The sequence below is a fragment of the Wolbachia endosymbiont of Zygogramma bicolorata genome, from assembly GCF_051130665.1.
Classification (GTDB): domain Bacteria; phylum Pseudomonadota; class Alphaproteobacteria; order Rickettsiales; family Anaplasmataceae; genus Wolbachia.
On sequence record NZ_CP149530.1, the window covers coordinates 214,594 to 229,122 of the forward strand.

Genomic DNA, 14,529 nt, shown 5'->3' on the forward strand with positions numbered 1-14,529 from the left:
GCAAGGGTGTCATCCCAGCGCCCCTATGATGTCATTCCAGTGCTTGACACTGGGATCCAGAAAAGTTTGCTTGTTCACAAGCAAACTAGCATGGAAAGTAGCTGATCTTACACTAAATGAATGTTTTTGATGAGGTTGCATAGAAGCTGGATTCCAGTGTCAAGCACTGGAATGACACCATTTGCTGTGCAATTTACCTTCAAAAATGAATGTTCGTACAGCTATGGATTCATTCGCGGTATAGATTCCGCTAACTAGTAGCGGAATGACGAATTTTTGTTTTTCAAATTGTCGTAAGTCACTTTAGCTATAATACATACAAGGAGGGTGTCATCCAAGTGTCCTGACTACTTGGATCCAAGAAATTTAATTGTTTTAAATTTTCCCCTCTATACACCTATCTAAAATTTATGTTATTCACATGTGCAATATAATCTATAATAACATTGAATTTATTACCAATACAATATATTAAAAAATATTATGAGCTTTGTGAAAGAAAGAAACACTCCTGTGATGGAGCAATATTTGAACCTGAAAGCTCAATACAAGGATCATCTGCTATTTTATAGGCTAGGAGATTTTTATGAGTTGTTTTTCGATGATGCTATTAAAGCTGCGAAATTGCTGAATATAGTGCTAACCAAGAGGGGCAATTCAAATGGGCAAGAAATACCAATGTGTGGAGTGCCAGCACACAGTAGCGAATCTTACCTACACAAGCTAATAGATTTAGGATTCAAAGTAGCAATCTGTGACCAATTAGAAACTGCTGATGAAGCAAAAAAGAGGGGCTATAAATCCATAGTAAAACGTGATGTAGTACGAGTTGTAACTCCAGGTACAATTATAGAAGATTCGCTACTGGAGGATAAAAGCAATAATTATCTCGCATCCATAGTTGAACAAAATGACGAATATGCTATTAGTTGGCTTGAATTATCAACGGGAAAATTTTTTCACACTTTAACGAATTTGAAAGCTCTAGATAGTGATTTATTGCGTATATCACCAAGAGAATTATTAATTTCTGAAAAATTCACTGAGGACGAAAAAATTAGATCGATTTTAAAAAATTATAAAATATCAATTACACAACACGCACAGAGTTTTTTTGAGTATAGTAAATCTCACAGAACGTTATGCGAGTTTTATAAAATCAGGGAACTTGGGAGTATAGGAAATTTCAGCAAAGTAGAAATCATGGCGTGCGGTGCACTGCTTGAATATGTCAGAGTAACACAAAGGGGCTCCATTCCAAGGCTTGAATTCCCAAAAACCTATAAGCAACAAAATTTCATGCTTATTGATGCTTCAGCAAGGAGAAATCTTGAGTTGTTTTCAACTCAATTTGGTGAAAAGAAAGGTTCACTAATTTCAGTTATTGATCACACAGTTACAGCCTCTGGTGGACGCCTGCTCAAACAAATGCTCGCTTCACCACTTGCTTGCTCCAAGGCAATCAATTTGAGGCTCAGCACCGCTCAATTTTTTGTAAATAATCATGAGCCACGCAGAAAAATACGAGAGATATTATCTAACATTCCGGATATTGAGAGGTCTTTATCGCGCTTAATACTAGGACGTGGTTCACCAAAGGATATGAACCTATTAAAAATAGGCCTAGGAAAAACTTTAGAGTTATCTGAGTTCTTATGTAAAATTGAATCAGGTGAAAATGGATCTCTCCCACAACAATATGTCATCCAAGTAGCTGACACTGGAATCCAGATGCAGATTCCAGCGTCACGCGCTGGAATGACAGTAAAATCAGACGAGAGTGAACTAAGCACAATACATAAAAGTCTTGGTAATCATAAAGATCTATTCGAGCTTCTAAACAGCGCTATACTTGATAATAACCTCAGTTCCGTGAAAGAAGGAGGATTTATCAATCCAAAATACAACTCAGAATTATCTGAGTTATCTTATATATTGAACAACAGTAACAAGTTGGTAACTAAGCTCCGTGAGTCTTATCGCAACCTAACTGGCATTGCCGCACTCAAAATATTACACAACAATATACTTGGTTATTACGTTGAAGTGTCAGCAAATCACAAAATAACTTCGGACATATTTATTCATAGGCAAAGCTTAGCAAATAGCATGCGCTACACTACTAATGAATTGAAAGAACTAGAAAATAAAATTCTTACGGCACGTGATGCTGCAATCGGCTTAGAAGTGAAAATTTTTAGTGAACTGTGTAGTGAAGTCGCTAAAGAATCTGAAAAAATTGCTCTTGCTGCAAATGCTTTGGCAAAACTTGATATTAGAGCCACTTTTGCGGAGCTTGCAGTGCAAAATAATTACGTAAAACCCATTATCGATGACAGTAAAGAGTTCAATATTCGCAATGGAAGACATCCAGTGGTTGAAGTTAACGATAAATTCATTGCAAATAGCATCAATTTAGCTGGTATACATCTAATTACTGGTCCTAATATGGCTGGAAAAAGCACTTTCTTGAGGCAAAACGCTCTCATTGCAGTTTTAGCTCACATGGGGTCATTTGTGCCAGCAGAGAGTGCGCATATTGGAGTGATTGACAAGATATTTAGCAGGGTTGGTGCAACAGATAATATAGCAGCTGGTTATTCTACCTTCATGGTAGAGATGATCGAAACAGCAACGATAGTAAATCAGGCAACAGATCGTTCCTTGGTGATACTTGATGAAATTGGTAGGGGCACAGGAGTGTATGATGGATTATCTATTGCACAGGCAGTGATTGAACATATTCACAATGTAAATAAGTGCCGCGCCATTTTTGCAACTCATTATCATGAATTAACTAAAGTAAGCAAATACTTGAAGAACGTGAAATGTTTTTGTGTAAAAATAAGAGAGTGGAACGGAGAGGTTATCTTTCTACATGAAGTAATTGAAGGCATTGCAGATGAGTCATATGGAATACATGTAGCAAAACTTGCTGGTTTTCCTGATTCTGTTTTAAATAGAGCAAGTGAAGTATTTGAGGAGCTAAAGGCTTAAGAGGAAATTCTGATCTTACCCAGAAAAAGTAGAGAGAACCCTATGATATTATTTTTTGTAACATTGTTATACACGTCATGATAAGGGGGCTGGCAAAATGTGTCAAGTAAGTTTTTCGTTTCTATGTTATCCGCTACTTGGATGACAGAAAAGAGTGCTGGGATGACAGGAGGCAATGTAACCTCATTAAAAACTTAATTTCAGTCCAGTCAAGAGCACATAACCAGAGTTGCTATTTTCTACTTCAGGCTCTTTGGTACTAAATTTTACAATATCGAAATAGTATGAAGTGCCCATAAAAAATGGATATTCAAGGCTTAAAGCATATGATGTTAACTCGTTTGCTGCAATATCCCTACCACTATTGAAATATGTTAAGCTCAATTTACGAGAATCAGAATGGTAAGCAATACCTGCATTCATATAATACGTATTATTTATTTCAGGATTACGCTTCTCACCAGATTTACCGCCATTACCATACGAAAAAATGCAATCAAGATCGAACAATTTTAGCTTCAAACCAAAATTCCAGTGCAGTAATTGATTACGACATTCATAATTTTTAGAAGTTCCATCTGAGCAATCAGTTAAATTTTCTCTTGCAAATCCACTAGTTAAGGCAGTAGTAAAATTTATATCATCTGATAGGCCATTTTTATAGGAAAGGCCAGCAGCAATTAAATTGCTGTACTGTAAGTTATTTTTTCCTGGAACATAACTGAACCCGAGTTGAAAGTTATAGATTTCAGGGGAGATGTAGTTAATTGATGATTGTTTTAACCCTAGTTCGAGTCCATTATAATTACTGTAAATGTTGGGTTTTACCCAAAATACCTTGTCTTTATCATATCCAGGGCCATTATCTCTGTTTTCGTTACCACGCAAATTTGCATAGTTTGTCCAATGACCATTTACTCCTCCAGCAGCTGTATAAATTTTTGAAGTGTTAATTAACATCCCCTGACTAACTAAACTTCTTTTACCATATTCAATTGATCCAAGCACCTGATTTTTAATGATGAAATACCATTCCTCCATGTCTAACTTTTCTATGTCTAACGCTTTTAGGTTTGCAATACCAGAAACTCCTGCCTTAACATTAAACCCCATTTGAGTATTTGGATAAACTTGCTGTAAATAAAGAAAGCGCAAGTATGAATAACTTGAAGTTTTATCCTTAGCCTTAGCATTGAAAGAACCTCTGTTGAAGGCGTAGCCGAATCTCAAATCTATTTTTCCGTCTAGTTCTACATAAAATATTTCCTTATCCAAAATTGTTCTAGAGCTAGCACTACTCTGCAAAAATAATGATGAAAGCAGTGCTACCAGGTAGTACCTTAACTTCATAAATAAACTTAAATTTTTATAAAAATTTAAGTTTAAACTCAATATAAATAAAAAACAACTTTTCAGAAGGCGCCGCTGGTAGATTTTGCTCCCCGTTTTTGAGCTATATTCCCATAAATTATTGATACACTTGGTAATTTTCGCTTTAATAACTGCTTATTAATGGCAGAATGTATACGATTAATTATTTTAGACGTACTTTTTACATCGCAGTTAATCAAAACAAAAAGCACTTTATTCTCATCAATATACCCTAGAAAATCATCACTACGGCAATTTTTACAAAAATGTTCTATGATAACTTTCAGTGCATCATTTGTCTCACTACAGCTACTATTTAAGCCAATCACTCCTATAGCTGCATTAATTTGATGTTGAAAGGCAAAATTTAATATAACGTATAACTCTAGAATAGTAGACTCATTGTTTGGTATATCGAATAAGTCATGGTTTTTATATTTTTTACCCATTAGATATTCATCTCTAAAGATTCCTAATTTATGAGACAAGGTGATATCACGTATCAATAGCTCATAATTTATTTTATTACTAGCAAATTGTGCAGTGCGGAAAACTTTTACTTTTGTCTTTATATCTTCTCCTTTAGCATCAGTTAAGGAAAAACCTATCACTTTAGGTAATACATCAAGTAAATCGTGTCCATTTTCGGTATACTCTAAATAATTCTTCATGTCGTCAGCTGCTCTTGCACTTAAAATATTGATTAACGGCTTATTAAGTAAATTCCCTTCCTCGTATTTTAACAAATTCCTTGCGGCTTGATTGAGCCCTAAAATTAATACGTTTTTTTTCTTATTATCCTGACAAACAGATACCACAGCATCATCTTTCCTTCTTGCAGTTATGAAATCATCCATACTTTCATTCTATACAGCATATTTATAAGTATAATAAGATTATATTAAAATTTACTTACTTATTAATATGCTTGATTAGATATAGATAAAATGTCATACGGGATGGCTTTGTTAGCTATTTTAGGTGGTAATAAATGGATAGTCAAGCAAAATTACATTTGTAACTTTGCTTGACTTATCCGTTTTTTTTATATCTTTATTACAATCATAACCTCTAGCTCTGAGTTATACCCCTTTGTTACATTGTATTAGATGGAAGTAGAACAAGTCACGTTTAGTTGTTCTGAAAGATCTACTATAGCTAACTGAAAAAAGGTTACCCCAGAAGGGATAAAAAGGTATAAAATGGCTTTAGATAAGGTAGAATGATGCCAAAGTGAGAATCTGAGGGGACGTGTTTTGAAAGTAGGAAGCTTGTGCTGTTTACCCAGTCTTACCAGTGTGGGGTTTAGCTATCCTTGGCGTTAATTCTCTCGTATGTTTTGCTGGTGGTTTAGCTTTTCATATGAAGCATGAGAAAGAATCAGACAATATTGAGGAGGCTGAAGAAGCAGTTAGGAATTATGGACCACCTCCTCCTTACTCTCCTCCTTATAGTGAATTTAATAATTCTAATTCGGAACAGCAGTTTGGGAATTGTGAGGGGTTCTAAACCCACAACTATACGAACATTGCAATTTCAGATCCCAGTGCCTTGACTACAAATGTTCGTATAGTTGTGAGCTTGACCATAAAATGATTCTTAAGAAAACAAATGCAATTTTTTGCAGGTTTCACGTATGATAAAAATTAACAGTTTTATTTTTAGCCAAATTAATTGAATCAAGCTACAAAACCTGCTAAAGTTAACTTTATGAAAGCACCCTTAGCTCAGTTGGATTAGAGCATTTGACTACGGATCAAAAGGTCGGGCGTTCAAGTCGCTCAGGGTGCACCACATTTTATAGGAAACAGAAGTCACACTTGAAATTAATATATGCAATACCTATCTTTAAAGGTTAAACACTAAACTATTATATATGAGCAAAAAAGACTACTATGATCTGCTGGAAGTAGGAAGAAATGCCAGTATTGATGAGATAAAAAAAGCGTATAAAAAATTAGCGTTAAAATATCATCCTGATAGAAATCCTGGCAATCAAGAAGCAGAGGAAAAATTTAAAGAAGTAACAGCTGCATATGAAGTTCTATCTGACTCTGAGAAAAGGGCAAGCTATGACCGTTATGGCCACGAAGGTGCTTCTGGTGGGTTTCAAGGCTTTAGCTCTGCAGGAGATTTTAGCGACATATTCAATGACTTCTTTGGTGGAGGATTCGGTGGTGGTGCAAGTAGATCAAGAGCAAAGAGGAGCACAACAGGAGTGTCTGGAGCAAACCTACGTTATGATCTTGAAATTACCTTAGAAGATGCATTTAAAGGAATACAAGCGCCTATACATTATGTGACAAATGTAAAATGTGACACATGCCAAGGCACAGGTAGCGAAGGAGCAATTAAACCAGTTCAGTGCCCCACATGCCAGGGAAGCGGTAGGATTAGAACTCAACAAGGCTTTTTTACCATCGAAAGAACATGTACTACATGCTATGGGGAAGGAGAAATAATACAAAATAAATGTAAGAAATGTGGTGGAAGTGGAAGTAGAAGAGATGAAGTAAATATATCCGTTTCAATTCCAAAGGGCATAGAAGAAGGAGCTAAGGTAAGGATAAGTGGTAAAGGAGAAGCTGGAGCAAGAGGAGGAAAAAGTGGAGATTTATACGTATACGTGAAAATAGCTCCCCATAAAATCTTTACTCGAAATAAGGCAGATTTACACTGTAAAGTACCTATAAGAATGACACTAGCTGTGCTTGGTGGTGAAATTGATGTTCAGTCAATTGATGGAACTAAAATAAAAGTAAAAGTTCCAGAGAGCACTCAAACTGGTACCAAGTTACGTTGTAAGGAGAAGGGTATGCCGCATATGAGTTCACATGTTCGCGGTGATTTGTATGTACAGGTAATAGTTGAGACCTTAAATCTAAAAAGTTTAACCAAAAAGCAAATTGAGCTATTAAAAGCGTTTGAAGAAGAGGAAAATGCAAATGTACAACAACGATCTGAAGGGTTTTTTAGTAAAGTAAAAAAAAAATAAGAAATCTGCTAAATGACATGAAGGGATAACTGTTTACGAATTTTCACTTAAGTCCCGCAATTCTCTTCGCCAATTTGGATGCCTTGCTGTCTGTCTTTTTCAGAGCAAAGTCAATTTTGTATTCAAAAATGGCTTCTTTTTTACGTAGACCTCTCAGTTACTTAAAACTATGTAAAAGCAATAAATTTCTTTATTTAAGGTCAAAGTTTTGCTATTCTCAGGTTTTAATAATTTAAATTTAATGAATATAAACAAAAATGAGTTTTTATTTCTTCCGCTTGGGGGAGTAGGAAGAATCGGGATGAATGTTAGCCTATATCATTATCAAGGTAAGTGGATTATGATCGACCTTGGTGTTGGTTTTGCAGATGAAACTATGCCAGGTGTTGAGCTGCTCATTGCTGATGTAGATTTTATTGCTCAAAGAAAAAAAGATTTGCTTGGAATAATAATTACACATGCACATGAGGACCACTGCGGTGCAGTGCCCCACTTGTGGGAAGAGTTGCAGTGCCCCATATATACAACAAAGTTTACGGTTAATTTTCTTAGGGAGAAACTAAAGGAGTTTCGATTAGAAGATACAGTACCTGTGAAAGAGGTGGACATAAATGGCAGCACAAATTTGGGTCCTTTTACCGTCGAGTTTATAAATATAACTCATTCAATTCCTGAGGCAAATTCAATATTAATTAGCACTGAAATGGGTAGTGCACTCCATACCGGAGACTGGAAATTTGATCCAAAACCTGTTGTTGGATTAACTTCTAATATAGAGCGTCTAAAAGAAATTGGCGATAAAGGTGACCTGCTTGCAGCAATTTGCGATTCAACCAATATATTAAGCAAGCATCACCCTGAGTCAGAAGGTGAAATTTATAATAACATTTATAACATAATAAAGCGGTCTAAAAAATTAGTTGCTGTTTCGCTATTTGCTTCAAATGTGGCACGAATTGAAACGATAAGCCAAGCTGCAAAAGCACTAAATAGAAAAGTAGTTTTACTTGGTAGATCTTTATGGAGAATAGTGAAGGTTGCGCAAGATAGTGGTTATTTAACTGATTTTCCTCAGTTTCTTGAAGCAAAGGAAGCAGTAAATTTTCCAAGGGAAAAACTGGTGCTACTTTGCACAGGTTGTCAAGGTGAGCCACTGGCAGCAACTTCAAGGCTTGCTAATAAGAGTCATCAAGCATTTAAAATGCAGCAAGGTGATACCATGATCTTTTCGTCAAAAATCATTCCTGGAAATGAAACTCGTGCGCACAACATGCTCAATGCCTTTATTGAGATGGGGGTAGAAGTTGTTACTGAAAAAACAGAGCATGTTCATGCTTCTGGGCATCCAACAAGAGAAGAGTTAAAGGAAATGTATTCTTTAATAAAACCGAAGATGTCTATTCCAGTTCACGGCGAATATATTCACACGCATGCACATGTAAAATTTGCTAAAGAGTGCGGTGTGGCAAAAGCAATAATGATTGCACCAGGTGATATTGTTAATTTGGAGAACGGAGAAAAAGTTGATTCAATCGATGTTGACTACTTTGGTATTGATGGTATGCTGCTACGTCATCCGGAGAGCAGTGTTATAAAAATGCGTAAAAGAATGAGAGATGCCGGAGTTATTGTGGTAATAGCAGTTGTAAACAAGAAAAATAAATTGCTTACTAAACCGAAAGTATTTGTACCTGGTGTTTTTGAAGTGCTAGAAGATGCAGCTATTATACAGAAAATTGTCAAGAAAGTTGAGTCGTTGTTTAGTTTGCAGCCAACAAAAAAAATTAAAAATAAGATTGAAAGTTCAATATTGAGTATCTTAAAGGAATATTTACTAAAAAGACCTATAATTGAAGTCCAGATAGAACAGGTATGAAATGAAAGAATGAAGTTATTCGTTCAATTAATATTGCTTGTTTCGTTATTTATTCCTTATTTTACAAAAGCTGCTTTATATGTTGATATAAAAAAAAGCAGTGTTGGTAACATTGGTCTTGTTGTATCTAAATGTACATGTAAAACAGCGCTGGAAAGCGAATTAAGCGAAAATATTGCAAAGGTAATAGGAACAAATTTATCTAATTGTGGCTTATTTAATGTAAAACGTGGCGCGGAAGCTGAATTTAAATCTTGGAAAAGCGATACTGTAGTCACAGTAAGTTTAAGCGAAGTATCTGGTAGTGCATTAGAGCTATCATTTCGTTTATTTGACACTTTTACAAAAAGAGAATTACTTACTCAGTCAGTTGTTTTTCCAGCAAAAGACTGGAGAAAAATTGGTCACCTCGTTTCGGATGTGATACATGATAGATTGATTGGTGAGAAAGGGCACTTCAACACAAAAATCACGTATATTGCTGAAGAAAAAGATAGCAATTATAAATCCGTACGTAAAATTGCTGTGATGAATCAAGATGGAAGTAATATAAAATACTTAACAAATGGCGATAGATTTGTGTCAACACCGAGATTCTCACCAAATGGAAAGGGTATTGTTTATATCTCATACGCAAATGGTAAAAGTTATATAGTATTAAAAAATTTAAAAGACCACACTGAATCAATAATCAGCGCATTTGAAGGAGTTATTTCTGCACCAAGATTTTCTCCTGATGGTAAATCTCTTTTAATTTCCCACTCATTGGGTGGTGAAACGAATATATTATCTTTGGATTTAAGTAGTAAACGGACAAAAAAAATTACTAAAGGTTCAGCTATAAGCACTTCTCCCTCTTTTTCTCCAGATCAAAAGTATATGGTTTTTAGTTCCGATATGAGTGGGAGTCAGCAGCTGTATGTTATCGATTTTACTAACAAAAGTAAAAAACCTAAAAGAATTAGTTTTGGAAGTGGAAGATATGCTACGCCTGTTTGGTCGCCAAAAGGAGATCTGATAGCTTTCACAAAGATTCAGTCAGGAAAATTTTACATAGGAGTTATGAAGCCAGATGGCAAAGAAGAACGTCTACTTTCAGAAGGGCATAAAATTGAATCTCCGGCATGGCTACCAAATGGTAGAGAAATCATTTTCACAAGAACAGAATCACCAAGCAACTCTAAACTATATTTAGTAGACTTAGTAAAGAAAAATCAAAAAATGGTTTCCACTCCCACAAATGCTTCTTTACCGGATTGGTCTTATTCTTGAACTACTGAGCTGCATGCTCCACAGCATTGATTTATTGCCACATTAACAAGATATCCCGCTACACTACCTACTATAGTACCAGCGATTCCTGACAACACAACAGTTGCAATTACTCCAATAGCAGCAATTTCAGGTATAATTCCCATTGTAGCCATTGTGGCTCCTATAGCGCCAAACAATAATGCTGAGCTTATAATTATCCAGCTCCTCCCTGAAGATTGTTTTTGTGGAGAATTATGTATTAAGATGTATATGAACAAGTAGAGAGAGCAAGCAAAGTTTTGCATATTGATGAAACTAGCCATTATTCTAAAGGTAAACTTGGCTGGTGCTGGGTGTTTGCTAATAATGAAGCAAGCCTTATTAAATTAGCAGACACAAGAGGAGTTAAGTTTCTAGAGAGTAGTACATTTTCTAGTTATAAGAATTTGGTTGTTACCGATAGGTATGCGGTTTACAACTACTTCAGTGACGAAAAAAGACAGATTTGTTGGGCACACTTGTTAAGGGATTTCGAAAGGCTATCTACCCACTTTAAATGGTGCTATATTGGGCCTTAACTTGACGCGTATGGTTTATTTAACACTCCCGGTTAAAATAATTACTTAGCAAACAATAGGTTTCATGTAATGGTAACCCTATAACGGAAGAGTAGGAGCCGCGTAAGAACAATACGAACATCCCAGCTAGGCCTTGTATATTGCATCCCCCTGCCCTATTTTTCCACTCTTCTGATGCTAAATAATACTTAATTTCTTGTTCACTGAGACGTTTAAATTTCACTATTGTAACCACAGTTCTAATATGTTGTTTAGATTGATCGGGAGTTAATAGACACACACTGGTATATACTCTATGCCTTCTTCCTGATAACAAGCGGATGCATTTTTCTGCTTGCTCAACGTTTTCAGCTTTAAGCAATATCCTTCTACCACAAGCAACAACTGTATCAACACCAAGCACAAAGTAATTTGGATTTGAACTTTGTATTTTCTCAGCTTTACTTTTTGCCATACGGATTGAGTAATCCTTCGGAAGTTCCTTTTTTAAAGGGGCTTCATCTATGTCTGCTGGCAAAATTAAACCTGGCTCAATATTTATTTGTTTTAGTAAAGCTATACGCCTTTTCGATGATGAAGCAAGAATAAGATTATTTAGAGATCGTTCTGTCACTTGTACCTTTAAGCCTTCTAATGATCCGACCTTTTTTCGCATTCCTATCGTAAATGCTCATCTCAACTAACACCCTATCCCCGATAATGATGCGTATTTTACTTCTTCTCACTTTCCCTGATACATGACAGATAATCTCATGTTCATTGTCCAGTTTCACTCTAAATTCTGCTGCAGGTAGTAAAGCAGTTACTGCCCCTTCCACTTCAAAAATTGTTTTCGATTTCTCGTCTTTTATCATATGTTATATTATAATTTAATAATCTTTTTCAGTCTACTATAGATTTTAAATTATTATCAACACAAAAGACTTTTTGCACCCCACTTAAGTATTTCTCTTGCAACTTAACCCCAACCATCTTCACAATAATGCGAGAGGAAGGTGAGCTACCTACCTACGTTTCTACTCCTTGCCTGTGCTCTGATAGGACTTACGGACCCTAGGACTAGAACTGAACTACAAGGATGATTATCACAATTCTCCTCATTGCTATCATATGCGCTATCATTGTCCCCTTCCTGTGGAACATAAGACTTATTATCAGATTCACTATCAAAGCTTAAAGATCTGGATAACTCTATCTTCTTTCGTGGAACATTATCAGGCTCACTAGAAATGTCTCCTGTTATACCAATTCCTAAAAATAAATAGAGGAATAAAGAAAAATTTCTAAAATAGAATAATTTAAGAATTAGTGGGGAGTTATGGCAGGAAAAAGTAAAGCAATAGGAGAAGAATTATATAATAAGTGTAACCTGGAATTAAAGAAGCACGGCATAAGAGGAGAGATAGGAAGAAGATTACAGGCAATAATATCTGCAAAAGAATATGGAATAACAAAAGTTGCTCAAATATACCGAATTACTAGAACTACATTGATGAAGTGGATTACAAGATTTAAGGAAGGAGGAGTCAATGCGTTTAAAATACAACCAGGACGTGGAGTAAAGCCGAAGTTGAGCTACAAGCAGCAAGAAGAAATTAAAAATGTCATAGCAGAAGAAGGAGCCAACCTAACGGCTAAGAAATTAAAAATCATAATTGAGAAAATGTTTTCTATTGAGGTAAGTAAGTCTACAGCACATAGACTGATGCAAAAGTTAGGTTTTTCGTATATTACTCCAAGGCCTGTGCACAATAAACAGGATAAAAATAAACAAGAAGAGTTTAAAAAAAAATCTTAATGAAACTATTGTCACGTATCCCGAAAAAGAGCTATTTTTCTTCGATGAGTCGCGGTTTGGCACACATTCAAAGATTGGACACGGGTGGTTTAAAAAAGGCATTAGGACACAGGTTAAGGTAAAATTAGGTAGGCAAAACTTTTATCTCTATAGTGCAGTTAATCCTAGAAATCGAGAGAGTTCTAGCTTATTCGTACCAAACGTCAATACTGATTGTATGAATATATTCCTTGAGCAGATGTCACAATATTTAGGAACAAGGGAGGCATTTCTTGTTGTGGATTGTGCAGGATGGCATAGATCCAAAGGTTTAAAAATACCACAAAATATTACCTTAATCTATTTACCTCCATATTCACCAGAGTTAAATCCAGTAGAGCGTTTATGGCAATATTTGAAAGACAATCTCATTAAAAATAGAATATATGACTCTGTTAGTTTATTGGAGGATACTGTATGTGCATTCATTCGTAATATTACGGAAAGTTCGATCAAAACCATTTGTTCTGTGAGTTATTTGCCTACTTATTTATGAGATTTGGTATTAGAAAGCTTTTCAAATCTCTGATGATTGAAAATTGCGATGTTTTCTTCACTTATTGCAGTTACAATAAAACTGTCTTGACCATTGTCTTTAACGTACAATTGCTCTATAGAATCTGCAAATTCGCAAATAGTAAAGTTCGATTTTGATCCATTCTTAACAAGACTTGTTAAATGTAACGTTTGTTTATCAGACAACCGCTCTTCTGCAAGAAAGGCAACTAGATCATTGCCTTCAGTTCGCTTTACATACTGCAAAAAGCTTATTTCATATTCACTAGAAAAAGATGACGCTGTATTTATCTGACAATTTTTCTTACCAAGCAAACATTCATCTTCCTTTCTACTTTTCAGATCCTCAACCACTTTAGCCATATCAAATTTGAAAATACGTGTTTTTCTCACCTCTTGATCCCCAATAATTTTTCTGCTCACTTGCGCATAAAGCATCGTGTTTCCATTTAATGCCAATTGCCCCGGATTATCAAAATTGAACAATTTTCTTTCTGTAACACCACTTTTTCCATTTAATGCTTTAAATTTTTCACTTCCATTTGACTCTAAGTACCAAGAAACTAAAATTTGATCCTTTAAGTTATGAGCAATTACAATTACATCACCATTACCAACTTTCACTGCTTTTGGTTGAAAGTAACTATTGCCCACATTTGCAAGACTATTATTATCAATATTCTTTTGTAATTTTGTTTTACCTAAATGTTCAACTGAAGGAGTATTAACTGATTGTTTAATTCCGTAAGTGTTAAAAGATAAGCCTTTAACGTATTTTTCTCCTTCTTCGCCAATTCCTTCTTCAGGAAAGACAATTCCAACTTTATCTGTTTCAGGTGAATCTTCTATTAATGTGAGAGACAATTGATCTTTGAATTCATTTACTACGCTAACATTTGTACCCCATTCGTATGTTTTTGATTGATATAATGGACTAATAAGTAATTTTACTTTACTGCTCCCATTACCATTATCTTGATAGCTAAGTCCATAAGCGACTCCATCTCCTTCAATCAACCCTACGTTTGCTGGGTTAAAGTAACCGTTCACGGAGATAAGGTGGTTTACAAAGTAAGTATAAAAGTGTAAAGAGATAGGAAGCTAA

General features: G+C 35.3%; 11 protein-coding genes, 1 tRNA gene and 1 pseudogene. 7 read left to right on the forward strand and 6 right to left on the reverse strand.

The genetic code is table 11. The features are described 5' to 3' along the window. Positions 1–483 precede the first annotated feature (483 nt). A complete protein-coding gene (gene mutS / locus WKH12_RS00965; protein WP_434732419.1) occupies positions 484–2,997 on the forward strand; it encodes a DNA mismatch repair protein MutS in 2,514 nt (837 codons plus the stop codon). A 186-nt stretch (positions 2,998–3,183) separates the two neighbouring features. On the opposite strand, the gene WKH12_RS00970 is transcribed toward mutS, so the two are convergent. Both WKH12_RS00970 and WKH12_RS00975 read right to left on the reverse strand, forming a co-directional pair. Then, positions 3,184–4,347, reverse strand: a complete 1,164-nt coding sequence (locus tag WKH12_RS00970; protein WP_434732420.1) for a porin — start codon at positions 4,345–4,347, stop codon at positions 3,184–3,186. A gap of 62 nt (positions 4,348–4,409) precedes the next feature. Beyond that, on the reverse strand, positions 4,410–5,225 hold the full coding sequence (locus tag WKH12_RS00975) for a hypothetical protein (RefSeq protein ID WP_434732421.1): 816 nt from the start codon (positions 5,223–5,225) through the stop codon (positions 4,410–4,412). An 859-nt stretch (positions 5,226–6,084) separates the two neighbouring features. Here WKH12_RS00975 and WKH12_RS00980 point away from each other — a divergent pair. From WKH12_RS00980 to WKH12_RS00995, 4 genes are all read left to right on the forward strand, one after another. Beyond that, a tRNA-Arg gene (locus WKH12_RS00980) sits at positions 6,085–6,162 on the forward strand. 82 nt (positions 6,163–6,244) lie between these two features. Further along, a complete protein-coding gene (gene dnaJ / locus WKH12_RS00985; protein WP_434732422.1) occupies positions 6,245–7,363 on the forward strand; it encodes a molecular chaperone DnaJ in 1,119 nt (372 codons plus the stop codon). Positions 7,364–7,604: 241 nt separating this feature from the next. Further along, entirely contained in the window at positions 7,605–9,239 is a 1,635-nt protein-coding gene (locus WKH12_RS00990; protein WP_434732423.1) for a ribonuclease J, read from the forward strand. 9 nt (positions 9,240–9,248) lie between these two features. Further along, the gene (locus tag WKH12_RS00995) at positions 9,249–10,511 is read left to right on the forward strand and encodes a Tol-Pal system protein TolB (protein WP_253309121.1); all 1,263 of its coding nucleotides are present in this window, start codon (positions 9,249–9,251) and stop codon (positions 10,509–10,511) included. On the opposite strand, the gene WKH12_RS01000 is transcribed toward WKH12_RS00995, so the two are convergent. Further along, a complete protein-coding gene (locus WKH12_RS01000) occupies positions 10,502–10,666 on the reverse strand; it encodes a hypothetical protein (protein ID WP_434732424.1) in 165 nt (54 codons plus the stop codon). The genes WKH12_RS00995 and WKH12_RS01000 overlap by 10 nt on opposite strands. Positions 10,667–10,759: 93 nt before the next feature. Here WKH12_RS01000 and WKH12_RS01005 point away from each other — a divergent pair. Beyond that, positions 10,760–11,038, forward strand: a pseudogene (locus WKH12_RS01005) (IS66 family transposase); the annotation flags it as partial. A gap of 52 nt (positions 11,039–11,090) precedes the next feature. On the opposite strand, the gene WKH12_RS01010 reads toward WKH12_RS01005, so the two are convergent. Both WKH12_RS01010 and infA read right to left on the reverse strand, forming a co-directional pair. Continuing rightward, positions 11,091–11,684 carry a Maf family nucleotide pyrophosphatase gene (locus WKH12_RS01010; protein ID WP_064125248.1) on the reverse strand — a complete coding sequence of 198 codons (594 nt, stop codon included), beginning with the start codon at positions 11,682–11,684 and terminating at the stop codon, positions 11,091–11,093. Continuing rightward, a complete protein-coding gene (gene infA / locus WKH12_RS01015; protein WP_164224845.1) occupies positions 11,662–11,925 on the reverse strand; it encodes a translation initiation factor IF-1 in 264 nt (87 codons plus the stop codon). Before infA ends, WKH12_RS01010 begins: the two co-directional genes overlap by 23 nt. Before the next feature lie 464 nt (positions 11,926–12,389). On the opposite strand from infA, the gene WKH12_RS01020 reads away from it, so the two are divergent. Beyond that, positions 12,390–13,404 (forward strand): IS630 family transposase gene (locus tag WKH12_RS01020; protein WP_434732009.1). Its coding sequence is split into 2 segments (ribosomal slippage): positions 12,390–12,854 and positions 12,856–13,404, totalling 1,014 coding nucleotides; the frame shifts between segments, so codons are not numbered across the junction. Here WKH12_RS01020 and WKH12_RS01025 read toward each other — a convergent pair. Then, positions 13,395–14,474, reverse strand: coding sequence for a hypothetical protein (locus WKH12_RS01025; protein ID WP_434732425.1), 1,080 nt, complete (start codon positions 14,472–14,474; stop codon positions 13,395–13,397). The two genes, WKH12_RS01020 and WKH12_RS01025, sit on opposite strands and share 10 nt — an antisense overlap. Between the last annotated feature and the right edge of the window lie 55 nt (positions 14,475–14,529).